Annotated in this window: 25 protein-coding genes and 1 pseudogene; 12 read left to right on the top strand and 14 right to left on the bottom strand. The window is 70.1% G+C overall.

The genetic code is table 11. The features are described from left to right. Positions 1 to 143 precede the first annotated feature (143 nt). The 4 genes from pta (at position 144) to ACFY2Z_RS30590 (ending at position 5,592) form a co-directional block, all read left to right on the top strand. Positions 144 to 2,234 carry a phosphate acetyltransferase gene (pta, locus tag ACFY2Z_RS30605; RefSeq protein WP_390747310.1) on the top strand — a complete coding sequence of 697 codons (2,091 nt, stop codon included), beginning with the start codon at positions 144 to 146 and terminating at the stop codon, positions 2,232 to 2,234. Continuing rightward, entirely contained in the window at positions 2,231 to 3,439 is a 1,209-nt protein-coding gene (locus ACFY2Z_RS30600; RefSeq protein ID WP_390747309.1) for an acetate kinase, read from the top strand. The genes pta and ACFY2Z_RS30600 overlap by 4 nt, the downstream gene beginning before the upstream one ends. 96 nt (positions 3,440 to 3,535) lie before the next feature. After that, positions 3,536 to 4,966 (top strand): pyruvate kinase, encoded by a 1,431-nt coding sequence (pyk, locus tag ACFY2Z_RS30595; RefSeq protein WP_390747308.1) that lies wholly within the window; start codon positions 3,536 to 3,538, stop codon positions 4,964 to 4,966. A gap of 77 nt (positions 4,967 to 5,043) precedes the next feature. Beyond that, positions 5,044 to 5,592: a hypothetical protein gene (locus ACFY2Z_RS30590; RefSeq protein WP_390747307.1), complete on the top strand. Its 549-nt coding sequence runs from the start codon at positions 5,044 to 5,046 to the stop codon at positions 5,590 to 5,592. A 34-nt stretch (positions 5,593 to 5,626) separates the two neighbouring features. Here the strand turns inward: ACFY2Z_RS30590 and ACFY2Z_RS30585 are convergent, their stop codons facing one another. From ACFY2Z_RS30585 to ACFY2Z_RS30570, 4 genes are all read right to left on the bottom strand, one after another. Continuing rightward, positions 5,627 to 6,943: a hypothetical protein gene (locus ACFY2Z_RS30585; protein WP_390747306.1), complete on the bottom strand. Its 1,317-nt coding sequence runs from the start codon at positions 6,941 to 6,943 to the stop codon at positions 5,627 to 5,629. Then, entirely contained in the window at positions 6,933 to 7,472 is a 540-nt protein-coding gene (locus ACFY2Z_RS30580) for a DUF6114 domain-containing protein (RefSeq protein ID WP_390747305.1), read from the bottom strand. The genes ACFY2Z_RS30585 and ACFY2Z_RS30580 overlap by 11 nt, the downstream gene beginning before the upstream one ends. Positions 7,473 to 7,598: 126 nt before the next feature. Then, positions 7,599 to 8,258 (bottom strand): DUF6230 family protein, encoded by a 660-nt coding sequence (locus ACFY2Z_RS30575; RefSeq protein ID WP_390747304.1) that lies wholly within the window; start codon positions 8,256 to 8,258, stop codon positions 7,599 to 7,601. Positions 8,259 to 8,878: 620 nt separating this feature from the next. Beyond that, positions 8,879 to 9,853, bottom strand: coding sequence for a tetratricopeptide repeat protein (locus ACFY2Z_RS30570; protein ID WP_390747303.1), 975 nt, complete (start codon positions 9,851 to 9,853; stop codon positions 8,879 to 8,881). Between the two features lie 259 nt (positions 9,854 to 10,112). Between ACFY2Z_RS30570 and ACFY2Z_RS30565 the strand changes: the two genes are divergently transcribed. After that, positions 10,113 to 10,733 carry a TetR/AcrR family transcriptional regulator gene (locus tag ACFY2Z_RS30565; RefSeq protein ID WP_390747302.1) on the top strand — a complete coding sequence of 207 codons (621 nt, stop codon included), beginning with the start codon at positions 10,113 to 10,115 and terminating at the stop codon, positions 10,731 to 10,733. 204 nt (positions 10,734 to 10,937) lie between these two features. Continuing rightward, positions 10,938 to 12,125 carry a DUF3103 family protein gene (locus ACFY2Z_RS30560; RefSeq protein ID WP_390747301.1) on the top strand — a complete coding sequence of 396 codons (1,188 nt, stop codon included), beginning with the start codon at positions 10,938 to 10,940 and terminating at the stop codon, positions 12,123 to 12,125. Between the two features lie 64 nt (positions 12,126 to 12,189). On the opposite strand, the gene ACFY2Z_RS30555 is transcribed toward ACFY2Z_RS30560, so the two are convergent. The 3 genes from ACFY2Z_RS30555 to ACFY2Z_RS30545 form a co-directional block, all read right to left on the bottom strand. Then, the gene (locus ACFY2Z_RS30555; protein ID WP_390747300.1) at positions 12,190 to 13,890 is read right to left on the bottom strand and encodes a methylmalonyl-CoA mutase; all 1,701 of its coding nucleotides are present in this window, start codon (positions 13,888 to 13,890) and stop codon (positions 12,190 to 12,192) included. 75 nt (positions 13,891 to 13,965) lie between these two features. Next, positions 13,966 to 14,304, bottom strand: coding sequence for a DUF3817 domain-containing protein (locus ACFY2Z_RS30550; protein ID WP_311697309.1), 339 nt, complete (start codon positions 14,302 to 14,304; stop codon positions 13,966 to 13,968). Positions 14,305 to 14,391: 87 nt separating this feature from the next. Further along, a complete protein-coding gene (locus tag ACFY2Z_RS30545) occupies positions 14,392 to 14,901 on the bottom strand; it encodes a MarR family transcriptional regulator (RefSeq protein ID WP_311697310.1) in 510 nt (169 codons plus the stop codon). Positions 14,902 to 15,025: 124 nt separating this feature from the next. Between ACFY2Z_RS30545 and ACFY2Z_RS30540 the strand changes: the two genes are divergently transcribed. Next, positions 15,026 to 15,457, top strand: coding sequence for an SRPBCC family protein (locus tag ACFY2Z_RS30540; protein WP_390747299.1), 432 nt, complete (start codon positions 15,026 to 15,028; stop codon positions 15,455 to 15,457). 105 nt (positions 15,458 to 15,562) lie between these two features. Here ACFY2Z_RS30540 and ACFY2Z_RS30535 read toward each other — a convergent pair whose 3' ends face one another. The 4 genes from ACFY2Z_RS30535 to ACFY2Z_RS30520 form a co-directional block, all read right to left on the bottom strand. Continuing rightward, a complete protein-coding gene (locus ACFY2Z_RS30535; RefSeq protein WP_390747298.1) occupies positions 15,563 to 16,207 on the bottom strand; it encodes a TetR/AcrR family transcriptional regulator in 645 nt (214 codons plus the stop codon). 430 nt (positions 16,208 to 16,637) lie between these two features. Beyond that, the gene (locus ACFY2Z_RS30530; RefSeq protein WP_390747297.1) at positions 16,638 to 17,390 is read right to left on the bottom strand and encodes a hypothetical protein; all 753 of its coding nucleotides are present in this window, start codon (positions 17,388 to 17,390) and stop codon (positions 16,638 to 16,640) included. 204 nt (positions 17,391 to 17,594) lie between these two features. Further along, positions 17,595 to 17,891: an MTH1187 family thiamine-binding protein gene (locus ACFY2Z_RS30525; RefSeq protein ID WP_390747296.1), complete on the bottom strand. Its 297-nt coding sequence runs from the start codon at positions 17,889 to 17,891 to the stop codon at positions 17,595 to 17,597. After that, the gene (locus ACFY2Z_RS30520; RefSeq protein ID WP_390747295.1) at positions 17,888 to 18,232 is read right to left on the bottom strand and encodes a DUF3817 domain-containing protein; all 345 of its coding nucleotides are present in this window, start codon (positions 18,230 to 18,232) and stop codon (positions 17,888 to 17,890) included. The genes ACFY2Z_RS30525 and ACFY2Z_RS30520 overlap by 4 nt, the downstream gene beginning before the upstream one ends. 218 nt (positions 18,233 to 18,450) lie before the next feature. Between ACFY2Z_RS30520 and ACFY2Z_RS30515 the strand changes: the two genes are divergently transcribed. From ACFY2Z_RS30515 to ACFY2Z_RS30500, 4 genes are all read left to right on the top strand, one after another. Further along, positions 18,451 to 19,083, top strand: coding sequence for an AIM24 family protein (locus ACFY2Z_RS30515; RefSeq protein WP_390747329.1), 633 nt, complete (start codon positions 18,451 to 18,453; stop codon positions 19,081 to 19,083). A 1-nt stretch (position 19,084) separates the two neighbouring features. Then, positions 19,085 to 19,735 carry an AIM24 family protein gene (locus ACFY2Z_RS30510; RefSeq protein WP_390747328.1) on the top strand — a complete coding sequence of 217 codons (651 nt, stop codon included), beginning with the start codon at positions 19,085 to 19,087 and terminating at the stop codon, positions 19,733 to 19,735. 38 nt (positions 19,736 to 19,773) lie between these two features. After that, positions 19,774 to 20,526: an AIM24 family protein gene (locus ACFY2Z_RS30505; protein WP_390747327.1), complete on the top strand. Its 753-nt coding sequence runs from the start codon at positions 19,774 to 19,776 to the stop codon at positions 20,524 to 20,526. 92 nt (positions 20,527 to 20,618) lie between these two features. Beyond that, positions 20,619 to 21,095: a MarR family winged helix-turn-helix transcriptional regulator gene (locus ACFY2Z_RS30500; RefSeq protein WP_390747294.1), complete on the top strand. Its 477-nt coding sequence runs from the start codon at positions 20,619 to 20,621 to the stop codon at positions 21,093 to 21,095. 212 nt (positions 21,096 to 21,307) lie between these two features. Here the strand turns inward: ACFY2Z_RS30500 and ACFY2Z_RS30495 are convergent. The 3 genes and pseudogenes from ACFY2Z_RS30495 to ACFY2Z_RS30485 all read right to left on the bottom strand — a co-directional run. Then, positions 21,308 to 21,634: pseudogene (locus tag ACFY2Z_RS30495) on the bottom strand (MFS transporter); the annotation flags it as partial. Positions 21,635 to 21,813: 179 nt separating this feature from the next. Then, a complete protein-coding gene (gene meaB / locus ACFY2Z_RS30490; protein WP_390747293.1) occupies positions 21,814 to 22,770 on the bottom strand; it encodes a methylmalonyl Co-A mutase-associated GTPase MeaB in 957 nt (318 codons plus the stop codon). A gap of 56 nt (positions 22,771 to 22,826) precedes the next feature. After that, the gene (locus tag ACFY2Z_RS30485) at positions 22,827 to 24,029 is read right to left on the bottom strand and encodes an acetyl-CoA C-acetyltransferase (RefSeq protein ID WP_390747292.1); all 1,203 of its coding nucleotides are present in this window, start codon (positions 24,027 to 24,029) and stop codon (positions 22,827 to 22,829) included. Positions 24,030 to 24,178: 149 nt separating this feature from the next. Between ACFY2Z_RS30485 and mce the strand changes: the two genes are divergently transcribed. Further along, the gene (gene mce / locus ACFY2Z_RS30480) at positions 24,179 to 24,619 is read left to right on the top strand and encodes a methylmalonyl-CoA epimerase (RefSeq protein ID WP_390747291.1); all 441 of its coding nucleotides are present in this window, start codon (positions 24,179 to 24,181) and stop codon (positions 24,617 to 24,619) included. Positions 24,620 to 24,705: the final 86 nt, after the last annotated feature.

Genomic DNA, 24,705 nt, shown 5'->3' with positions numbered 1-24,705 from the left:
GACGGGCGCTTTATCCAGCCTCAAGGGTATTGTCAAGAGGGTTCTGCCCACCCGCGGGGTGGATTTTCGCGCGCCGTAGAACCCAACAAATATCCCCAGAAACGGCCAAGAACCCCACCCGAGAGACGAAACGGAGAGCCCGCGTGACGCCCAGCGTGTACGTGACCGGGATCGACCGCGGCGACGGCCGCCAGGTCGTCGAGCTGGGAGTGATGGAACTCCTGAGCCGGCAGGTCGACCGCGTGGGCGTGTTCCGCCCGCTCGTCCACGACGGACCCGACCGCCTCTTCGATCTGCTGCGGGCCCGCTACCGGCTGACCCAGGAGCCGGCGACGGTGTACGGGATGAACTACCGGGAGGCGTCCGCGCTCCAGGCGGAGCAGGGGACGGACGAGCTGGTCTCGGCCCTGGTGGACCGCTTCCACGCCGTGGCCCGCGAGTACGACGTCGTCCTCGTCCTCGGCTCCGACTTCGCCGACACCCAGCTCCCGGACGAGCTGTCCCTCAACGCCCGGCTCGCCAACGAGTTCGGGGCGTCCGTGATCCCCGTGGTCGGCGGGCGCGACCAGACCACCGAGTCCGTACGGGCCGAGGCGCGCAACGCCTACCGCGCGTACCACGGACTGGGCTGCGACGTCCTCGCCATGGTCGTCAACCGGGTCGCCCGCGAGGACCGGGACGAGATAGCCGAGCGGCTGGACTCCCGCCTCCCCGTGCCGTGTTACGTCCTTCCCGACGACCGCGCCCTCTCCGCCCCGACGGTCGCCCAGATCGCCCACGCCCTGGACGCCAAGGTCCTCCTCGGCGACGAATCAGGGCTGGCCCGGGACGCGCTCGACTTCGTCTTCGGCGGCGCCATGCTGCCCAACCTCCTGGGCGCCCTGACCCCGGGCTGCCTGGTGGTGACCCCGGGCGACCGAGCCGACCTCGTCATCGGCTCGCTCGCCGCCCACAGCGCCGGCACCCCGCCGATCGCGGGCGTGCTGCTCACCCTGAACGAGGTGCCGCGCGAGGAGATCCTCACCCTCGCCGCCCGGCTCGCCCCGGGAACCCCGGTGCTCTCGGTGTCCGGCAACAGCTTCCCCACCGCCGCCCGGCTCTTCTCCCTGGAGGGAAAGCTGAACGCGGCCACCCCGCGCAAGGCGGAGCGGGCCATCGGTCTCTTCGAGCGCCACGTCGACACCGCCGACCTCCTCACGCGGGTGTCCGCGCCGAGCAGCGACCGGGTCACGCCGATGATGTTCGAGCACAAGCTGCTCGAACAGGCCCGCGCCGACAAGCGCAGGGTGGTGCTCCCGGAGGGCACCGAGGAGCGGGTGCTGCACGCCGCCGAGGTGCTGCTGCGCCGCGGTGTGTGCGACCTGACGCTGCTCGGACCCGTCGAGCAGATCCGCAAGAAGGCCGCCGACCTGGGCATCGACCTCGGTGACTCGCAGCTGATCGACCCGACCGACTCGCCGCTGCGCGACTCCTTCGCCGAGAAGTACGCCCGGCTGCGCGCCCACAAGGGCGTCACCGTCGAGCTGGCGTACGACGTGGTCGCCGATGTGAACTACTTCGGCACCCTCATGGTCCAGGAGGGCCTGGCCGACGGCATGGTCTCCGGATCCGTGCACTCGACGGCCGCCACCATCCGGCCCGCGTTCGAGATCATCAAGACCAAGCCCGACGCGAAGATCGTCAGCTCGGTGTTCTTCATGTGCCTCGCCGACAAGGTCCTCGTCTACGGCGACTGCGCGGTCAACCCCGACCCGAACGCCGAGCAGCTCGCCGACATCGCCATCCAGTCGGCCGCCACCGCCGAGCAGTTCGGCGTGGAGCCCCGGATCGCGATGCTGTCGTACTCCACCGGCACCTCCGGCTCGGGCGCCGACGTCGACAAGGTGCGCGAGGCCACCGAGCTGGTCCGGCTGCGCCGCGGTGATCTGAAGACCGAGGGTCCCATCCAGTACGACGCCGCGGTCGAGCCGACCGTCGCGGCTACCAAGCTGCCGGACTCGGAGGTCGCCGGGCAGGCGTCCGTGCTGATCTTCCCGGACCTCAACACCGGCAACAACACCTACAAGGCCGTGCAGCGCTCGGCGGGCGCGATCGCCGTCGGCCCGGTGCTGCAGGGCCTGCGCAAGCCCGTCAACGACCTGTCCCGGGGCGCCCTCGTCCAGGACATCGTCAACACCGTCGCCATCACGGCGATCCAGGCCCAGACCCCCCACGAGAAGGCGACCGCCCAGTGAGCCCCTCCCGCGTCCTCGTTCTCAACTCCGGCTCCTCGTCGGTGAAGTACCAGCTGCTGGACATGCGCGACAGCAGCCGGCTGGCCACGGGGCTCGTCGAGCGCATCGGTGAGCAGACGTCCCGGCTGAGGCACACGGCGCTCACCACGGGCGAGACCCGCGAGCAGAACGGGCCCATCGCCGACCACCAGACCGCGCTGAAGACCGTCGCCGAGGAGCTGGCCAGGGACGCGCTGGGCCTCGACTCGCCCGAACTCGCCGCCATCGGCCACCGGGTGGTGCACGGCGGGTTGTTCTTCACCGAGCCCACCGTCGTCGACGACACCGTGCTCACCGAGATCGAGCGGCTGATCCCGGTCGCGCCGCTGCACAACCCGGCCAACCTCACCGGCATCCGCACCGCCATGGCGCTGCGGCCGGACCTGCCGCAGGTCGCCGTGTTCGACACCGCGTTCCACACGACGATGCCGGAGTCGGCGGCGCGCTACGCGATCGACACCAGGATCGCCGACCGGTACCGGGTGCGGCGCTACGGGTTCCACGGGACCTCGCACGCGTATGTGTCCCGGGCGACCGCGAAGCTGCTGGGCAGGGCTCCGCAGGACGTCAACGTCATCGTGCTGCACCTGGGCAACGGGGCGTCCGCCTCGGCGGTCCGGGGCGGACGGTGCGTGGACACCTCCATGGGACTGACCCCGCTGGAGGGGCTCGTGATGGGCACGCGCTCCGGCGACCTCGACCCCGCCGTCATCTTCCATTTGGCGCGGGTCGGCGAAATGTCCATGGACGAGGTGGACACTCTCCTCAACAAAAGGAGCGGTCTGTTCGGCCTCTGCGGCGACAACGACATGCGGGAGATTCAGCGCCGGATCGACGAGGGCGACGAGGAGGCACAGCTCGCCTTCGACATCTACATCCATCGGCTGAAGAAGTACATCGGTGCGTACTTCGCGGTACTCGGCCGGGTGGACGCGATCGCCTTCACGGCGGGCGTGGGCGAGAACGCGGCCGCGGTGCGTGCGGCGGCCGTGGCGGGCCTGGAGGGGCTGGGCCCGGTGGTGGACGACGGACTGAACGCCGTACGCGGTGACGCGCCGCGGCTGATCTCGCCCGCGTCCGCGCGGGTGGCCGTCGCCGTGGTGCCGACGGACGAGGAACTGGAGATCGCCAGGCAGACGTATGCACTGGTCGGAAAGGACAAGTGAACAATTCGCGGAGTCTCGCTTGAGCGCCGGTCCGCCCATTTGTATTTTCCGCCGGCCGGAATATTCCGCGCCGAAACAAACCGATAGGATCGCCACATGCGCCGTTCGAAAATCGTCTGTACTCTCGGCCCTGCGGTCGACTCCCACGAGATGCTCGTTGCGCTGATCGAAGCCGGCATGAATGTCGCCCGCTTCAACTTCAGCCATGGCACCCACGCCGAACACCAGGGGCGGTACGACCGCGTCCGTACCGCGTCCGCCGAGACCGGCAAGGCCATCGGCGTCCTCGCCGACCTGCAGGGCCCGAAGATCCGTCTGGAGACCTTCGCGGAGGGTCCGGTCGAGCTGGTGCGCGGTGACGATTTCACCATCACCACCGAGGACGTGCCGGGCGACAAGTCGATCTGCGGCACCACGTACAAGGGCCTGCCGGGCGATGTCTCCAAGGGCGACCAGATCCTGATCAACGACGGCAACGTCGAGCTGAAGGTCCTGGACGTCGAGGGCCCCCGGGTGAGGACGATCGTCATCGAGGGCGGTGTCATCTCCGACCACAAGGGCATCAACCTGCCCGGCGCGGCAGTGAACGTCCCGGCGCTGTCCGAGAAGGACATCGAGGACCTGCGCTTCGCGCTGCGCATGGGCTGCGACATGGTCGCGCTGTCCTTCGTCCGGGACGCCGACGACGTCAAGGACGTCCACCGCGTCATGGACGAGGAGGGGCGCCGCGTCCCGGTCATCGCCAAGGTGGAGAAGCCGCAGGCGGTGGCGAACATGGAGGACGTCGTGATGGCGTTCGACGGCGTGATGGTCGCCCGCGGCGACCTGGCCGTCGAGTACCCCCTCGAGAAGGTCCCGATGGTGCAGAAGCGGCTCATCGAGCTGTGCCGCCGCAACGCCAAGCCGGTGATCGTGGCGACCCAGATGATGGAGTCGATGATCACCAACTCCCGTCCGACCCGCGCCGAGGCCTCCGACGTGGCCAACGCCATCCTGGACGGCACCGACGCGGTCATGCTGTCGGCCGAGTCGAGCGTCGGCGCGTACCCGATCGAGACGGTCAAGACGATGTCGAAGATCGTCCAGGCCGCCGAGGAGGAGCTGCTCTCCAAGGGGCTCCAGCCGCTGGTCCCGGGCAAGAAGCCGCGGACGCAGGGTGGTTCGGTGGCCCGCGCGGCGGCCGAGATCGCGGACTTCCTGGGCGGCAAGGGCCTGATCGCCTTCACCCAGTCCGGTGACACCGCCCGCCGGCTGTCCCGCTACCGGGCCTGCCAGCCGATCCTGGCGTTCACCACGGACGAGTCCACCCGCAACCAGCTGACCCTGAGCTGGGGCGTGGAGTCGCACGTCGTGCCGTTCGTGAACAGCACCGACGAGATGGTCGACCTGGTCGACCAGCACCTGGTGCGGCTCAAGCGGTTCAACGACGGCGACGTCGTGGTCATCACCGCCGGCTCCCCGCCCGGCGTCCCGGGCACCACGAACATGGTCCGCGTCCACCATCTGGGCGAGGGCCGCCGCCACTGACGTCCTGACGACGGCTGTGCGACGCTGAGGGCGCCCCCGGCGACAGGGGGCGCCCTTACGTCGTGGGTCCGGCGCCCGTGGACACCGATGACGCGCCGGGGCTGACAGAGGCGTTGCGGCGGCTCGCCCGGGCCCTCGGACGCACCGACGACCCGGCGACGGAAGAGCACGACCGCTGGGCGCTCTACCGCGCGGCCGTGGGAGTCCCCGCCGCCCGTCCCCCGCTGTTCGAGGCGGTGTCCCTGGAGCCGATCGGTCCGCTGGCCTGCGCGGTGGTCGGCGAGGTGCTCGAGCGGGTGCCCGAGAGCGACCGCGGGCGATGGGGCGCCGTCCTGCCCCCGTCCGTACGGAAGTTCCCGGCACGCCGGGCCCGGGAGCTCGGCGTTCTGGCCGCGCTCGAACGGGGCGCCGTACCGGCCGAGACCGTCGGTGACCAGGTCGGCGACTGGTCCGACCGGCTGCAACGAGGTGCCGTGCGGGTGTCCGGCGACTCGGAGGTCCTGCGCGTGCTGTCCCGGGAGGGGCGCACGAAGCGGATCAGACAGGCGGCCCTGGACGCCCTCCACGAGAGACAGCCGCGTCTCATGCGTCAGGGCCCCGCCGGTGTCCTGCCGGCGGGGCCCTGACTTGTGCGGCTCCCGGAAAGGTCTTGAGAGGTGCTCAACTCGCCCCGGTGACGTACTGGTGCATACCGGGGATGGTCAGCGTCCCGCCGAACTGGCCGGCCTGGGTCACCTTCACGTTGGTGAAGTAGATCAGCGGGATGTTCAGCGGCGGCGGGTTGTCCGGGCTGAACGTGATCGGGATCAGGCCGAGCAGGTTGCCGGAGATGCTCTCGGTGTACATCACCGTCTTGCCGTCGCTGATGGTGGACGTGGAGCCCTTGGCCGCCTGGACGTGGTACGTCTCGCCGTTCTGACCGTCGACGAGCTGGTGCAGGTCGCCGATGTCGGTGCCGTTGGAGATCACGTACTTCAGGACCTTCTTGACGGTCCCGTTCGCGGTGCGCACCTTGACGATGCCCTGGTAGTCGGCGCCCTTGAGCCACAGGGAGCTGGCCTCCAGGTGCCAGGGCTTGTCGGGCAGGGCGAGGATCTTCTCGACGCCGCCCTCGTCGCCGGTGGCCGCGACACAGTCCGCGGGCGTGGAACTCGCGGACGGACTCGGGGTCGCCGACTGGGCCGCCTTCACGGTGTCGTCCGCCGCCTTCGTCGCCGTGTCCGTGGTGTCCTTCACGGTGTCCTTGACCGTGTCGGTGACCTTCTTGACCGTCTTGGTGACGGACGAAGAAGACGACGAGGACGAGGACGAGGACGTGCCGCTGTCCTTCGTGGCGGCCTTGGTGTCCTGGGTCGCGGACGGCGACGGCGTGGCACTCGCACCCGTGTCGCTCGACGAGGTGCCGCCGGGTGTCAGGATGTTCTTGAGCGTGTTGCCGAGGTCGTCCAGCACCCCGCCGTGGGTCGCGGAGGCCGACGGGCTGGGCGTGGCACCGCCGCCCGACGACGTACCGGATCCGCTCGCGGAGGACGCGGACGGCGCGGGCGTCGCCTTGTCGTCGGAACCTGAATCCGACGAAGAAGGCTTGTCCGGCTTGGTGTCCGGCGTCTTGTCCGAGGAGGCCGAGGGCGTCGGCTCCGCCGTGTCGGCGGACTTCGACGCGCTCGCCGACGCGGACGGCGACGGCGTGGCCGACGCGTCCTTGGAGTCCTTGGACTTGTCCAGGACCTCGACGCACTTCTGGTACTCGTCGGCCGTCATGGTCCTGGAGGACGGGTGGTCGTCGGCGCGGGCGAGCGTCGGCGTCAACCCCATTCCCATGAGGACCGCCGTCGGCATCGCCGCCAGGGCTATCGCCTTGCCGGCCGGCACGTGGAACCTGGTGAAAAACGGCTTCCTCGGGGCCGCGTGGCGCGGCCCGGTTCTCGCACGGGACGCGTCCACGTCCGTCCCGTGGGTCACCTCGTCAGCCGGCACTGTGCCTCCCGTTCGTCCCGTTGACCGGGGTCGTCTTGGTCAGGTCCTGCGGCTCGTTCACCCCATCCGGAGCGACCTCGGGAGCACCGCCGTCGCCCGCCGCCCCTGCCTGGGCCGGCTGCTGCTCGGGCGGGACGCCCGGCACCCAGGACACGGCCATGGCTCCACCGACCAGGGCGAGCAGGAAGCCCACGACAAAGCCGCCGAAGTTGGACACCGGGATGGACACCAGCGCCAGCAGGATCGCCGCGACGCCCGCGAACGTGCGGATGTGCTGCTGGAACCACAAGCTGATGCCGAGGACTATCAGCAGCACGCCGATGATGAGGGAGGCGGAGCCACCCGTGGTGGCCATGGCCAACGTCAGGTGACCGAGCTGCAGGTGCGCGTACGGGAAGTAGAGGATCGGGAGGCCGCCGAGCAGGACGAACAGTCCGGCCCAGAACGGCCTCGTGCCCCGCCAGGCGCGGAACTGCAGCCTCCGGCGGCTGAACTGACCGGGTTCGGCGGCAGAAATCTCGGCGCTCATGGAAAACAGCTCCCTGGTGCAGCGTTGCTGTAGGTGGTGGTGCGAAGGTGTGGGGGGTGTGTGAAGGAGCGGTTGAAGGTGGAACGGGCGGGGGCGCCGTCGGCTCCCCCGCCCGTTACCGAGTGCTCAGTGCTTGAGCTGGCACTCGTTGTTGCCCTTCGACAGGCTCATGTTGAGCCCGCTCAGTGTGAAGGTGCCCGCGGTCGTCGCCCAGGCGTGCTGCTCCACGCCGCTCAGCACCGCGTGCTTGGCCTGCTGCGCGAATCCGGCCGGGTTCGACTGCTCGCCGCCGCCCTTCATGCCCGGGCCCTTGCCGCCCTTGTCCGCACCGGTCTCGCCGGCCGCCACACCGATGTCGATGTCGTCGAACTTGGCGTCGGCCTTGAGGTCGTTGACATCGATGTAGATGTTGTGAGCCGAGACCTTGGGGTGGCCCGCCCCGCCGGCCGTCAGCGTCAGCGTGACGTCGCCGAGCAGCGGGATCGGGGTGACCACGGACTGGCACAGGTCCGTGATCTCGGCGTCCTTGAACGCCGAGACGGCGACGGGGTGAGCCGTCTTGCCGCCGTCCAGCGTGTAACCGCTGTCAACCGCCCCGTACTGCTCGAAGCCCCAACCCTCGAGTTGGGTGGCGGTCACCTTGAACTGCTGGCCCGACACACTGAACGAAGCGGCCAGAGCGCCCTGTGCCAGGGCCACGCCTATCGCTGCCGTCGCGGCGACGCTGGGCACCATGACCACAGCGAACCGCTTCCATCTGGTCCCGCCACGCACCTGGGACTCCATATTTCCTCCTTCTCGGACGTACATCTCCTGGCCCGAGCGCGCTACCGTGCGGCGGCTCAGCCGGGCAGGGATGGGAGAAGTGCTACGTCCTCGGGAAGGAGAGCGCCCGCGCTCGGTGGCGCGAACCGCGCCCGAATCACCGGCGATCACCCCCGAGCGACAACCACTGGTCGCGCCTGACACGCATCACGCACAACCTGCCGGACAGGCTCCGCCGGGGCGGAGACCCCCCTGTCCAGGAGCCGGCGCCACTGCCGTCGGCTCCTGCCCGGTGGGGACCCACGAAAACCCGTTGCCCCGGCTGGGTGTCGGGTACGGCGATGGACCGAGCGTGGCCGATCGTGGTGCATTCTCGCCGCCCCCGCAAGGGGGTTCGTTACTCACTAGTAACGGCCGGATAACCGAACAACGACCCCGCGGTCTCACTCGGCAACTCTTAGTTGCCTCATAGGAGATGACTAAACGGTTGAAGCAGGGACAGACCCCCACAGAATCCGGGGGTCGGCTTACTCCAAGTAACAGCGGCCGCGATTACCAAGATTTGGTAAAGCGCGGCCGCGATGCACCTCTGCCGTCAAACTTTCACCCGGGCATCACACGCCCTGGCGTTTAGCGACTGGTCAGAACAGAGCCCTCGCGAGGGCCCGCCGAGCCGCCGCCACACGCGGGTCCTCGGCACCGACCACCTCGAAGAGTTCCAGCAGCCGAAGCCGCACGGACTCCCGGTCCTCCCCCGCTGTGCGTCGTACGGTCTCGACGAGCCGCCCGAGCGCGTCCTCCACATGACCGCCCACCAGATCCAGGTCCGCCGCCGCGATCTGCGCCGGTACGTCACCGGGCTTCTCCGCGGCCTCCTTGCGCACCTGCTGCGGGTCCAGGCCGCTCACCCGCTGCAGCAACTCGGCCTGGACGAGGCCCAGTTTCGCCTCCGTGTTGCCCGGGTCGTCGCTCAGCACGTTCTTGTACGCCTGGATCGCACCGCCCAGGTCGCCCGCGTCCAGGGCCCGCACCGCCGCTTCGAGCAGCGCGTCGTGGGGGCTCGCCGGGACCTCGGCGGCCGCCGGCGCCCCGCCCGGCTCGGCGTCGGGATCGACGGCCAGACCGGTCAGCCCGAAGCGCTGCTCGGCGACCTGGACGAGCTGGTCGAGGGTCTCGCGGATCTGCTGCTCGGGGGCGGCCCCCTGGAAGAGGGGGAGCGCCTGGCCGGCGACGACGGCGAAGACGGCGGGGATCCCCTGGATGCCGAACTGCTGCATCAGCATCTGGTTGGCGTCGACATCGATCTTGGCGAGCACGAAGCGGCCGTTGTACTCGACGGCCAGCCGCTCCAGGACCGGGCTCAGCTGCTTGCAGGGCTGGCACCACTCGGCCCAGAAGTCGATGACGACCGGTACCTCGGTGGAGCGCTGGAGGACGTCGGCCTCGAACCCCGCCTCGTCTACGTCGATGACGAGGTCGGCAGGAGAGACCGCGCCGCCTCCACCCTGCCGGGCCGCTTCGGCGCGCGCCTGCTCCGCCTTCGCCTTGGCCTCCTGGGCGGCCTTCACCGCGGCGAGGTCGACGACTCCGCTCATGGACATGTTCCGTGGCTGCATGAGTACATCCTCCCCCCTCCGAAACGCCGCTGTGAAAAGCGTCGTGAAAGCCGTGCCCGCCGGTCGTGATCCGCGCCGGGTCCCCACCCGGCGCCCGTGGTCGTCGCCGCTCCGCGCGCCGCTTGGACGCGCTTTCGCTACGAGTCGTAGCGTAACTGCCCGCGGGGGTCGCCGTGGCCCGTACACAGGTGATCTCCCTCACCACTTCACACAACGCGCGTATATGGCCGAAACCACTGCGCCGGATAGGGTCACCGACATGCAGCACAGCACTCCCGCCGCCCGTACGGGGCGTCCCCGGAGCGCCGCCGCGGACGCCGCGATCCTGGAGGCGACGCGGGAGGCGCTGGTCGAGCTGGGCTGGTCGAAGCTCACGCTGGGGGACGTGGCGACCCGCGCGGGGGTCGCGAAGACCACTCTCTACCGCCGTTGGGCGGGCAAGAACGAGCTGGTGGTGGACGCGGTCGCGGAACTGTTCGACGAGTTGGAGCTGCCCGACCGGGGGAGCCTCGCCGCGGACATCGAGGGTGTGGTGCTGCAGTTCGCGGCGATCCTGGACCGCCCCGAGGCGAAGAGCGGTCTGATGGCGGTCGTGGCGGAGTCGACGCGCGACGAGGCGCTGCGCGAACGCATCCGCACCTCCATCGTCGACCGCCAGAAGCGCCTGGTCGTCCAGGGCCGGGCCCGCGCGGCCCGCCGCGGTGAGCTGCCGCCCGAGACCGATCCCGAGGCCGCGGCGCGCGTGGCGGACCTGATCTTCGACATGGTCGCGGGTGCGGTGGTCCATCGCACCCTGGTCAGCGCCGAGCCGGTCGACGAGGACTGGGTACGGCGCTTCGCCGCGGTACTGCTCGGCGGGCTCGCGGCGACGGGCATCTGACCCCGTAGACACGTCTCCGGTCCTTCACGCCCTCCGCCGCACGCCCATCGAAGTTCACCGGTCGTGCGGTGCCGAACCCTTGTCGCCATGACATGCCCCCGTCATTATGACCGCGGGCGTCTACTCGCATAGACCCCGCCCCGGGTTCCACGGCTCCACCCCCGACCGCGCGTCATCGACCCTCGTCCAGGAGGACCGATCCACGTGAGACCTCGTCACACCCGCCGACGCGGCACCGTCATGGCCGTCGCCGCGTCCCTCGTCGCCCTGTGCGCCGGCCAGACCCTCGGCGGGCCGTCCGCCGTGGCAGCCCCGCGGACCGCCGCCTCCGCATCCGCCGCCGCGAGCGCCGCCGCGACCGCGTCGGCGGTCTCCACCGCGGAGAACCAGGCCGCGCGGGCGATCGCCGGCTCGCTCTCCGCCCCCGCCTGGCGCACCCGCGTCCGCACGGCCGCCCTCTCCTCCCACGAGGTGGCCGTCACCGCGCTGGCCGACCGGGCCGGCTCCGGCGCCCTGAAGTCGGCCCTGTCCTCGGCCGACCGCCGGATCACCACCGCCAAGGGCCTGGGCACCGACACCGGTTCCCTGCTCCGGCTGCGGCTCGGGGACCCCGCCATGCGCGCCGCGCTCGCCGCCGGCACGCAGCCGTGGGTGGCCGCGGCCGCCGCGGACGACGACGTGGCCACGATCACCGCCTACGACAGCCGCGGCCGCGCCCACACGCTCGACGCCCGCAGGGCGCCCACGCGTCCCGTGTACGTCGTCGACATCGACGGCTCCAAGGCGCTGTCGGCCGGTCTGCGCGTACTGAACAGGGAGCTCACCCGGTACGGCGTCGCCTCCGCCGCGCCCGCCCGGCGACCCGCCCCCACGTCCGGCGCCCGGGCCTCGGCCGCCACCGGGGGCTTCTGGACCACCCGTGTCACCGCGGTGGAGCTGTCGGACGACGAGGAGCCCTGGTTCAAGGGCGACGCCGAGATCTACACCCTCGTCACCGGCTTCGGCCAGGACGGCAAGGTCCGGGTCGACCCGGTCGACATGCCGTACCTGGACAACGACGGCACGGTGTACCGGCCGGGCCAGATCCTGGTCAACTGGTCGAACTACAAGTACAACCTGGCCGATGCCGTGATGATGGAGGACGACGGCGGCACCAACTACCTGGACCTGGCCAAGGCCCTCGCCACGGCGCTGCTCACCATCGCCGACCAGGGCACCTACATCCCCCTGGTGACCGCGATCCTGGACGCCATGCCGAACGACTGGTGGACGGACGATCCGGACTACGTCGACTCCTGGTACACCCTGTCCCGCGCCGACAACGGCACCCGCTACGGCGCCCGCGGCAACGGCTGGATGACCGTGGAGCCGTACTTCGTGCAGGAGTTCTAAAGGGGAGCCGGACACAGCGACGGGCCGGCGGGACGGGTTCCCGCCGGCCCGTCGTGTCCGCCCGTCAGAAGCCGGCCGGCTCCGTGTACGCCCCCCACTCGTCCCGCAGGACCCCGCAGATCTCGCCGAGGGTGGCCTCCGCGCGTACGGCGTCCAGCATCGGCCCGATCATGTTGGAGCCGTCGCGCGCGGCCGTGAGCATGGCGTCGAGCGCCGCGCGCACCGCCGCGTCGTCCCGCCCGGTCCTCCGCTCGCCCAGCACCCGCACCTGCTCGCGCTCGACCTCGTGGCTGACCCGCAGGATCTCCAGGTCCCCGGTGACCGAGCCGGTGTGGACGTTGACGCCCACCACCCTCTTGTCACCCTTCTCCAGCGACTGCTGGTAGCGGAACGCGGACTCGGCGATCTCGCCGGTGAACCAGCCGTCCTCGATGCCCCGCAGAATGCCCGAGGTCATCGGCCCGATGGGGTGCTGCCCGTCGGGATGCGCCCGCAGCCCCCGCTCCTTGATCTGGTCGAAGATCTTCTCCGCGTCCGCCTCGATCCGGTCCGTCAGCTGCTCGACGTACCAGGCGCCGCCGAGCGGGTCGGCGACGTTGCCGACACCGGTCTCCTCCATGAGCACCTGCTGGGTGCGCAACGCGATCTCGGCGGCCTGCGCGCTCGGCAGCGCCAGCGTCTCGTCCAGCGCGTTGGTGTGCAGCGAGTTGGTCCCGCCCAGCACCGCCGCCAGCGCCTCCACCGCCGTACGGACGACGTTGTTGTACGGCTGCTGCGCGGTCAGCGAGACCCCGGCCGTCTGGGTGTGGAAGCGCAGCCACTGCGCCTTGGCGGTCTTCGCCCCGTACACGTCCCGCATCCAGCGGGCCCAGATGCGGCGCGCCGCGCGGAACTTGGCGATCTCCTCGAAGAAGTCGACGTGCGCGTCGAAGAAGAAGGACAGACCGGGGGCGAAGACATCGACGTCCAGGCCCCGGCTGAGGCCGAGCTCCACATAGCCGAACCCGTCCGCCAGCGTGTAGGCCAGCTCCTGCGCGGCCGTCGCGCCCGCCTCGCGGATGTGGTAGCCGGAGACGGACAGCGGCTTGTAGGCGGGGATGCCGGCCGCGCAGTGCTCCATCAGGTCGCCGATCAGACGAAGATGCGGCTCCGGCTGGAAGAGCCACTCCTTCTGGGCGATGTACTCCTTGAAGATGTCGGTCTGGAGCGTGCCGTTCAGCACGGCCGGGTCGACACCCTGGCGCTCGGCGGCCACCAGGTACATGCAGAAGACGGGGACGGCCGGACCACTGATCGTCATCGAGGTCGTGACGTCGCCCAGCGGGATGTCCTTGAACAGGACCTCCATGTCCGCGGCCGAGTCGATCGCGACCCCGCAGTGCCCGACCTCGCCGAGCGAGCGCGGGTCGTCGGAGTCGCGGCCCATCAGGGTGGGCATGTCGAAGGCCACACTCAGGCCGCCGCCGCCGGCGGCCAGGATCATCTTGTAGCGCTCGTTCGTCTGCTCGGCGTTGCCGAACCCGGCGAACTGCCGGATGGTCCAGGTCCGCCCTCGGTAACCGGTCGGGTACAGACCGCGAGTGAAGGGGTACTCACCGGGCCACCCGATCCGCTCGAAGCCCTCGTACGTGTCGTGGGGCCGCGGCCCGTACACCGGCTCCACGGGATCGCCGGAGAGCGTGGTGAAGTCGGCCTCGCGCGTGCGCGAGGCGTCATAGCGGGCCTGCCAGCGTCGGCGGCCCTCCTCGATGGCGTCAGCGTCCATACCCTCGAATTTACTAGGACGTCCAAGTAAATGTCGACGGCTGACCGCCGTACGGCTTCCGTACGGCGGCGTCCGCTACGCCTTGGCGACCGCGGGGGTACCCTCCGCGACCCGCTCCTCCAGCTCGCGAGTGACCTTGCGCTCCACGAAGAAGGCGGCGGTGGGGATGGTCCCCGCCAGCAGCACCCACAGCTGCTTGCCGACCGGCCACTTGGCCTTGGAGCCCAGGTCGAAGGCGAAGACCAGGTAGATGACGTACAGCCAGCCGTGGGCGATGCCGACGACACGGGTGAAGTCCGCGGCACCGTTCATGTCCAGCACGTACTTGGCGATCACACCGAGGGTCAGCAGGACCAGCAGCACGCCGGTGACATAGGCCATGACGCGGTAGCGGGTCAGCACGCTCTTTTTCATGGCTCCGAGCGTAACGGCACGTATCGGTCGATCTTCGAGTGCCCCCGCGACCTTCCCGCGGCGACGGCCCGGCGGGCCGCCGACCTGCTACTCGCCGGCGAAGTCCCCCGCGGCGATGCGCAGCGGGCGCAGCATCGCGAAGATCTCGGCGCACTCCTCGGCGTCGTACGTGCCGAGCCCGAACTCCATCGCCATGAGGTCACGGGTGGCGGCGTCGCAGACCTCACGGCCCTTGTCGGTGATGGAGGCGAGAGTGCCGCGGCCGTCGTTGGGATTGGGCCGCTTGGCCACCAGACCGGACCGCACCAGGCGGTCGACGGTGTTGGTGACGGAGGTGGGGTGCACCATGAGCCGCTCGCCGATCTTGGACATGGGCAGCTCGCCCGCCTTGGAGAAGGTGAGCAGCACCAGCGCCTCGTAGCGCGCGAAGGTCAGTCCGTACGGCTTCACGACCGCGTCCAGCTCGGCGAGCAGGATCTGCTGGGCTCGCATGATCGAGGTGATGGCGGCCATCGACGGCACGTTTCCCCAGCGCTGCTTCCAGTGTTCGTCGGCGCGGGCGATGGGGTCGAAGGACAGACTGAGCGGCTTCGGCACGACACCGACCTTACCCGCCGGTCACATGGTGGTCAGCCCTGTCTCGCTCTTCGGTCGGCGCCGGGCACCGGGCGCACACTGGAGACAGAGGGCCCCGTGCACGGGGCGAACGAGGAGGTGAGCCATGAGCACCCTCGAGGAACACGTCGACATCGCGGTCCCGATCGACGCGGCCTGGGACAGCCTGCACCACATGGAGGAGTATCCGCGCTTCATGGACGGCGTGCGCGACGCCCGTACGGAGACGGGCGGCCGGGCGCATCTGGACGTCGACACGGGCGGCCGGTCCCGGTCGTTCGAGGCCGAGGTCTCCGACCACGGAGACCGGCGCGTGATGGAGTGGCGCACCACGGGCGACCCCCGGCTGTCGGGGTCGTTCTCGCTGCAGCCGATCGACCAGGGCCACACCCGCGTCCAGGCACGCGTGGAGTACGACCCCGGGCCCGTGCGGGACAGCTTCGGCGGCCCGAAGGGGTTCGCCCAGGCGAGCGCGATCGAGCGGCTGGTCCGCGGCGATCTGGAACACTTCAAGGAGTACCTGGAACGGCAACGGTGAGCACCGGGAGGCCGCCGCGGCGCACAGCGGTCTCCTGAGGGCCGGCCCCGGACGAACGCGGGCCCATGACCCGGCGGGCGCGCCCCGCGGCCGTCCGGCGCGGCCCTACGTACGCTTCGGGGCGTTCGAGGCCCGGCGCAGTGCGTGCCGTACCGCCCGCTGTGCCACCGGGCCGAGATCGTCGAGCGCCGCCACCAGGGTCGCCAGTTGGTCCAGGGCGGCCAGCGCGGCGCGCGCGCCCGCCGTGTCCACCCCTTCGTACAGCTCGATCCCGACGAAGGAGGCGGACACCGCGCGGGCCAGGCCGGCCGGGTCCGCGAACTCCCCCGCCGGTGTCGCCGCCAGCACCCGCACCAGCACCCGCTCGATCTCCGCGATCCACAGGTCGAGCCCCGCCGCCGTGGCCGGCGCGAGCCGGGGATGGGTCTGGGCACCGGCCAGCAGCTGGCCCAGCACGGCCACATGCCCCGCGGCCTTCTCCTCCTCGTGCACCTGCCGCCCGAAGGCGAGGAGCTCACCGAGTGACCCGATGCTCTCCAGACGGTCCCGGTAGCGCGCCACCCGCTGTTCCGTGCCGTAGCGGCACGCGGCCGCCAGCAGCTCGTCCACCGAGCCGAAGTGGTAGAAGACCAGCGCCTGGTTGACTCCCGCCGTCGCCGCGATGGTGCGCGCGGACGTCTTGGCGATCCCCTGCTCGGTGAGGGTCCGCAGCGCCCCCTGAAGCAACTTCACCTTCGTCGACTCGCTCACGCCCGCGCCTCCTCCTCCACGAGCCGCGGCGGGAGCCCTGGGGCGTGTTTCGAAAGTCCCGCCCGGCCCGCGACGCCTGACACGGCACCTCGCCGCGTTGTCGGGATCGGCCGCGTACGCCCAGCACGCGGACGACCCTCCGCCCTGCGATGCGCCGCACCGGACGCCTCGGGCCCCGCCCTTCGGGCGGACGACGCTGCTTTCGAAGCACGCCCTGAGCGCGGGTGCGCCTCACGCGCGCGTATCCGGCAGAAACGCGGCTCGCTCGCCAGGAGTTGGTGTGTGCCGGGGAGGTGGAGGATGCGCACGGACGACACCGTCTCACGGCCGGCGGTGCCGGTGCAGGGCACATTCTCGATCTTGAAGGGGACGTCGCGCCTCTGGCCGTCGGCCGGCGTGGCGTCGCCCGGCACCGTACGGAAGACCGAGGTCACGACGGCCGCTCCAGGGCGGCCGGCAGACGCGGGGCGCGCACCCGGGTGGGCGGGGTGCGCAGACAGCGGCGCGCCGCCGGGGTGCCGGCGAGGGGCTCCTTGCACAGGGCCACGGAGATGACGAGGGCCAGCAGCAGCGGGCACAGATACGCCATCGTGGCCGCCAGGGGGCCGAACAGCCGTACACACGAGCGCAGCCCGAGGCCGACGCAGGCGACGGTGAGCACCATCCCGCGGACGACCAGTTCCGCGCACCAGTTGGCGAGTGCGCGCTCCGGTGTCACCCCTCGCTCCACCCACAGGCGGAGGCGGTCGAAGGACCAGGCCGTCGCCCAGCCCATGAGAGGCCGCAGGAACAGCCGGTCGGCGAGGCGGCCGAAGGCGCCCCAGCGCGTCCGGTAGTCGTACCCGCTGAGGAAGCGGACGCCGTCGCCGTCGGGCACGTAGCGCCAGTAGCCGCTGCCCTCGGCGATCAGCGACAGCGGGTGCGGCGTGCAGAAGCGCAGCGCGGAGGTGCGCGTCCCGTCCGGGCGCGTCTTCTCCCCGGCCGACACCCCCGTCCCGCAGACGGTCAGGAAGGGCAGGATGCGCGTGACGTACCGGAAGCGGCGCGGTTCGTCCTCCGCGCCCGGCAGACAGTCGATCTCGGTGAAGCGGAAGTCCCAGCGGCGATGGTGCGCAGGGTCCTGGGTGCGGGCCCAGAGTTCGTCGAGGTCGCCCCGTATGTGCGCCTCCACGTAGAGCCCCATTGTCGATCCCCCATGCCAACGGCCCTATTTGAGCGACTGCTCAAAACAACTGACCTGACAGTACAGGCATTTGAGCAGTCGCTCAAACCACGGCAACGGGAAAGCCCCGGCCGCCGGGGGCCGGGGCTTTCAGGGTCTTCAGCTCGGAGTCCCGCTCGGACTCCCGCCGTGACCTCCGCCGTGATCTCCGGCGCGGAGGGCGCGTCACTCGGTGGACAGGTACCGCTCCACCGTCTCCACCTTGGAGGTGAGGCCGTCCGCCACGCCCGGGCGGATGTCCGCCTTCAGTACGAGGGAGACCCGCGGGGCGCGCGCCTCGACCGCCGCGACGGCGCGCTTCACGACGTCCATGACCTGGTCCCAGTCACCCTCGATCGATGTGAACATCGCGTCGGTGCGGTTCGGCAGGCCGGACTCCCGCACCACCCGCACGGCGTCGGCGACGTACTCCCCCACGTCCTCCCCGACCCCCAGGGGCGTCACCGAGAAGGCGACGATCATGCGTTCACGATCCCTTCCTTGCGGGCGCGGGCCGCGATGACCGCGTTCTCGGCCTCACGGCGCAGCCTGCGCTCGGCGAAGAAGCCGCCGGTCGGCAGCACGGAGAGGACGAAGTAGAGGGCGGCCGTCTTCACGGACCACCTGGCCCGGTTCCAGGCGTCGGCCCAGAAGATCACGTACAGGATGAAGAGGACGCCGTGGATCGAGCCCATGACGGGCACCGCGTTGAAGTCCGAGGTGCGCTTCAGTACCGAGCAGACGAGCAGCAGCAGGAAGGAGACGGCCTCGGGGGCCGAGACCAGGCGGAGCCGGCGGAGGGCGGTGGCGGTCTTTATGTCCACGGGTCACCTTCGGTGGGAGATTCGCTGACGACGCAGTCGTTTTGTGAACGCATGCACAAGCGCCCCCCATTGTGACATCCGGGACGCGACGGTCCGGGAACCGGGGGGCGGGGTGTCGATGACGCGTGGGTGTGACCCTCAGGGACGTGTCGGGGGTGGGATCCGCCTTCGGGCTCTGTCCGCTCCGCCCGTCCGGCGGCTACCTTCACCTCGTGGCGATGTTCCGACTCCAAGGCAGCAAGGTGCTTGCCGTCGACATGACCGGGGACGCCGTGAAGGCGAAGAACGGCTCGATGGTCGCGTACGACGGCCAGATGGCCTTCAAGAAGCTCACCGGCGGCGGCGAGGGGCTCCGGGGGATGGTGACCCGCAGACTCACCGGCGAGCAGATGACCGTGATGGAGGTGAAGGGCCACGGGACGTGCTGGTTCGCGGACCGAGCCTCCGAGATCAATCTCGTGGACCTGCGCGGGGACAAGCTGTACGTCGAGTCGAGCAACCTGCTCGCGACGGACGCGGGCCTGCGCACGGGCACGACCTTCACCGGCCTGCGCGGCGCCTCCCAGGGCAACGGCCTGTTCACCACGACCGTGGAGGGCCACGGCCAGGCCGCGATCATGTCGGACGGTCCGGCGGTGGTGCTGCGGGTGAGCGCGCAGTACCCGCTGACCGTCGACCCGGGCGCGTATGTGGCGCACCAGGGGAATCTGCGGCAGTCGTTCCAGTCGGGCGTGACATTCCGCACGTTCCTCGGTGAGGGTGGCGGCGAGGCCTTCCAGATCCGCTTCGAGGGAGACGGACTGGTCTACGTCCAGCCCAGTGAGCGCAACACGATCGCGGGTGATCTCTGACATGGGCTTCCGCGAGATGAACTCGAAGATGATCGAGGCGACGGTCGTGCCGGGGCAGCGGCTGTACAGCCAACGCGGTGCGATGCTCGCCTACAAGGGGGAGGTCTCCTTCACCCCGAACATCCAGGGCGGCCAGGGCGGGGTGATGTCGATGCTCGGCCGCCGGATCGCGAACGAGGCGACCCCACTGATGACGGTCGAGGGCAGCGGCACGGTGCTGTTCGGGCACGGCGGCCACCACATCCAGGTGATCGACCTCACGGGCGACACGCTCTACGTCGAGGCGGACCGACTGCTCGCCTTCGAGGGCACGCTCCAGCAGGGCACGATGTTCCTGGGCGCGCAGGGCGGGGTGATGGGCCTGGTGCGCGGCCAGGTCGCCGGCCAGGGTCTGTTCACGACCACTCTCACCGGGCACGGCGCGGTCGCCGTGATGGCGCACGGCGGCGTCTTCGAGGTGCCGATCACCCCGCAGCGACCGGTCCATGTCGACCCCCAGGCGTATGTCGCGCACCACGGTGACGTACGCAACAAGCTGTCCACGGCGCTCGGCTGGCGCGACATGGTGGGGCGTGGCTCCGGCGAGGCGTTCCAGCTGGAGCTGAGCGGCAGTGGTGCGGTGTACGTGCAGGCCTCGGAGGAGAAGCTGTGACCACCTACCCGGGCGCCGGGCCCGTCGTGCACGACCCGATGACGCTGCCGGCCGACGACAGCGTCGACAAGTACACCTTCTGCGTGGAGCTCAAGGGGAGCCAGTGGTTCCTGCAGAAGGGGAAGATGATCGCGTACTACGGCTCGATCGAGTTCAACGGCGTCGGGCACGGCCGTCTGGACCGCCTCGTCCGCACTTCCTTCCATTCGCCACTGCACGCGAGCGACTGGGTGGTGGCCGACGGCTCCGGCAAGATGCTCCTCGCCGACCGGGCCTTCGATGTGAATTCCTACGACCTGGACGACGGGAATCTGACCATTCGCTCGGGCAACCTGCTCGCTTTTCAGCCAAGTCTGTCGCTGAAGCAGTCGATCATTCCCGGTTTTCTGACACTCCTCGGAACCGGCAAGTTCGTGGCCGCGTCCAACGGTCCGGTGGTGTTCATGGAACCCCCGATCCGGGTGGACCCCCAGGCACTGGTCGGCTGGGCCGACTGCCCGTCTCCGTGCCATCACTACGACCATGGGTATCTGACCGGCGTATGGGGCGGTCTACGTGCGATGACGGGCCTCGGCGGGGCCTCCGGGGAGGAGCACCAGTTCGAGTTCGTCGGGGCGGGCACGGTGCTGCTCCAGTCCTCGGAGACCCTCATGGCGGAGCAGTCCACGGGAGCGGTTCCACACGAGCCCGGCGTACCGGGCGGCGGAGGGGTACCCGGTCATCAGGGACAGCCGGGGGCACCGCGCCTTCCCGGACAGCTGGGGGACCTCCAGCGTCGCTTCGGGCTGTGAGCGGTAGTCTGCGGAGTGTGACATCGAACGCGTGCGCACTGTCACACCACCCTCACTAGTACGCCTTTCAACCTTTTAGGTAGACTTCATTCATGGAGACCGAGACGGCCACGCGCTGGCTGACCGATGCGGAGCAGTGCGCCTGGCGCACCCACCTGGAGGTCAACAGGCTGTTGACGTACCAGCTCGAAAGGGATCTGCAACCGTTCGGCCTGACGATGAACGACTACGAGATCCTGGTCAATCTCTCGGAGTCGGAGGGCATGCGGATGCGCATGAGCGACCTCGCGGCCGCCACCCTCCAGTCCAAGAGCCGGCTCTCGCACCAGATCACTCGTATGGAGAACGCGAACCTGGTACGCCGCGAGAACTGCGAGTCGGACCGGCGGGGTCTGTTCACCGTCCTGACGGACCACGGCCTGGAGACGATGCGGAAGGTCGCGCCGCACCACGTGGCGTCCGTGCGCAGACACTTCATCGACCTGCTCTCCGAGGACGACCTGGAGCAGGTGCACAAGTCCCTGCGCCCGATCGCGGAACACCTGAGGGGGCAGCGGGGCAAGCCGTAGCGGCACCCCGGGCCCGCCCGGCACCCCGGCCCGCCCGGCGCCGCGGGCGACCGGCGGATGCCACGGCACCGCCGATCGCCCGTGCGACGGCGACGGTCAGCGCCGACGGCCGCGCCGTCGCCGCGGCTGCGCCGGGCAGGCGGACGTAGCGCCTGCGCACTCGTCCCCGGTCTCCGGTACGGCGGCCGCGAGCACACCGTCGGCGGTGCCGGGGCACCGGGCCGCCAACTCGCCACGGAAAGCGCCGCGAGCAGCGCGCCGTAGATCAGCGCCATCGGTTTCAGCGCCCGTCCCGGTCCGTACCGATCGACGAACGCCGCCCGCGGCGGCGAGAGGAGGACCGTGGTGGCGCCGAAGAGCGCCATGACCGTACCGGCCACGGCGTAGGACCCGGTCGCCCTGGTCACGGACAACATCACGGCGATGGACACCGTCCCGTACGACAACCGGCCGACCAGCGCGGCGGCAAAGGTACGGCGGGCATACGGGACACGCAGAACGGCGGCGTACGAAGGCCGCCCGGAAGCAGGCGTGGACACGCAAAGGTTCCTCGACTGAAGGCTTGGAAGGGGACGCCTGAGTCCCGCGACGACCACGGCCGGACGCCGTGTGCCGATCGCGGACCTGGGCGGGTCCTATGCCAAGAGGAGGAACATGCGGGTCAACGTATCAACGGGTGCCCTGGCCCGCCACGGGTTTTTCAGGCACCCGGCGGCCCTCAGCCGTTCGTGAGGCCGGCCACCAGTTCGTCCGCCGCCCGGTAGGGATCGAGTTCGCCCGCCACTATCCGCTCGGCCAGCGTGCTCAGCCGGCGGTCGCCGTGCAGATCGCCGATCCGCTCCCGCAGGGCCGTCACCGCGATGGTCTCCACCTCGTGCGCGGCACGGGCGAGCCGGCGCTCCGTGAGCACCCCCCGCTCCTCCATCCACGCCCGGTGCTTCTCCAGCGCCTCGACGACCTCGTCGACGCCCTCGGCGCGCGCCGCGACCGTCTTCACGATCGGCGGGCGCCAGTCGCCCGGGGCCCGTGACTCCCCCAGCCCCAGCATGTGGTTCAACTCACGCGCGGTCGCGTCCGCGCCGTCCCGGTCGGCCTTGTTGACCACGTACACATCGCCGATCTCCAGGATGCCCGCCTTCGCGGCCTGGATGCCGTCGCCCATCCCGGGGGCCAGCAGGACGACCGAGGTGTCCGCCTGCGAGGCGATCTCCACCTCCGACTGGCCGACGCCCACGGTCTCCACCAGAACCACCTCGCAGCCCGCCGCGTCCAGCACCCGGATCGCCTGCGGGGCCGCCCAGGCGAGGCCGCCCAGATGACCGCGCGTGGCCATGGACCGGATGTACACACCGGGGTCGGACGCGTGCTCCGACATCCGCACCCGGTCGCCGAGCAGCGCGCCGCCGGAGAAGGGCGAGGACGGGTCGACGGCCAGGACGCCGACCCGCTTGCCCTGCTTGCGGTACGCCGTCACGAGCGCCGACGTGGACGTGGACTTGCCGACGCCCGGGGAGCCCGTGAGGCCCACGACGTACGCGTTGCCCGTCAGCGGCGCCAGGGCCGCCATGACCTCCCTGAGCTGCGGGGACGCCCCCTCCACCAGGGAGATCAGCCGGGCCACGGCACGCGGGCGGCCGTCCCTGGCCTGGGCCACCAGTGAGGAGACGTCCTGCATCACAGCTCCGTTCACACGTTCACGACGTTCACGTCAAGAGGTCGGGGCGAGACCGCTCAGGCCTTGGGTACCCGCACGATCAGCGCGTCACCCTGACCGCCGCCGCCGCACAGCGCGGCCGCGCCGACGCCGCCGCCCCGCCGCCTGAGCTCCAGGGCGAGGTGGAGGACGATCCGGGCGCCGGACATGCCGATGGGGTGCCCCAGGGCAATCGCACCGCCATGGACGTTCACCATTTCGGGGGTAACGCCCAGGTCCTTCATTGACTGCACGGTGACCGCCGCGAACGCCTCGTTGATCTCGATCAGATCGAGGTCCGAGACCTCCAGGCCCTCCTTCTTCAGCGCGTGCCGGATCGCGTTCGACGGCTGGGAGTGCAGCGAGTTGTCGGGACCCGCCACATTGCCGTGGGCGCCGATCTCCGCGATCCACTCCAGGCCCAGCTCCTGCGCCTTGGCCTTGCTCATCACGACCACGGCCGCCGCACCGTCCGAGATCTGCGAGGAGGAGCCGGCCGTGATGGTGCCGTCCTTGCTGAAGGCCGGACGCAGCTTGGCCAGCGACTCGACCGTCGTGTCGCCGCGGATGCCCTCGTCCTTGCTGAAGACGACGGGCTCACCCTTGCGCTGCGGTACCTCCACCGGAGTGATCTCGGCCTCGAAGATGCCGTTCTTCTGGGCGGCCGCGGCCCGCTGGTGGGACAGCGCGGAGATCTCGTCCTGCTCCTTGCGGCCGATGCCCAGACGGGTGTTGTGGTGCTCCGTGGACTCGCCCATGGCGATGCCCTCGAACGAGTCGGTCAGACCGTCGTAGGCCATCGAGTCGAGCATCTCGACGGCGCCGTACTTGAAGCCGTCACGGGACTTCGGCAGCAGGTGGGGGGCGTTGGTCATGGACTCCTGGCCGCCCGCGACGATCACGTCGAACTCACCCGCGCGGATGAGCTGGTCGGCGAGCGCGATCGCGTCCAGACCCGACAGACACACCTTGTTGACGGTCAGGGCCGGGACGTTCATCGGGATGCCCGCCTTGACCGCGGCCTGGCGCGCCGGGATCTGCCCGGCCCCGGCCTGCAGCACCTGACCCATGATCACGTACTGCACCTGGTCGCCGCCGATCCCCGCACGGTCGAGGGCGGCCTTGATCGCGAAGCCGCCGAGGTCGGCTCCGGAGAAGGACTTCAGCGAGCCGAGCAACCGTCCCATCGGGGTGCGGGCACCCGCGACGATGACGGAGGTCGTGCTGTTCGTTCCAGACATGAGCTGCGATCCCCTTCCGGCTTGCACAGCCGAGGAGTGAACGAGGGTTTACTTCGAATGTACTGAGCAGTACTGCACCCCGTCATCGGGCTGTCAGTGTGATCGCGCGCACGTTGCGTAACCACGTCCGGAGCGCTGCACTGATTCCTATGCTGACGCGAATCGACCACATCGGGATCGCCTGTTTCGACCTGGAGAAGGCCGTCGAGTTCTACACCTCGACGTACGGCTTCACCGTGTTCCACACCGAGGTCAACGAGGAGCAGGGCGTGCGGGAGGCCATGTTGAAGATCAACAACACGGACGACGGCGGCGCCTCCTACCTCCAGCTCCTCGAACCCGTCCGTGAGGACTCCACCGTGGCCAAGTGGCTGGCCAAGAACGGCGAGGGCGTGCATCACATCGCCTTCGGTACGGCGGATGTCGACCAGGACTCCGCCGACATCCGGGACAAGGGCGTACGCGTCCTGTACGACGAGCCACGACGTGGTTCCATGGGGTCGCGGATCACCTTCCTGCACCCCAAGGATTGCCATGGTGTGCTCACAGAACTCGTCACATCGGCGGCTGTTGAGTCACCTGAGCACTGACTGCCGTACATATGGGCCGGTAGGGTTGGGGGCGGTCGTCGCTCCACCAGGGCGACCGCGTCCCGCCGTGAAGCGGCGTGACGGCA

The organism is Streptomyces sp. NPDC001222, assembly GCF_042896945.1.
GTDB classification, from domain to species: domain Bacteria; phylum Actinomycetota; class Actinomycetes; order Streptomycetales; family Streptomycetaceae; genus Streptomyces; species Streptomyces gibsoniae.
The sequence above is the reverse complement of the archived record's forward strand: the minus strand, read 5'-3'. Positions and strand labels throughout refer to the sequence as shown.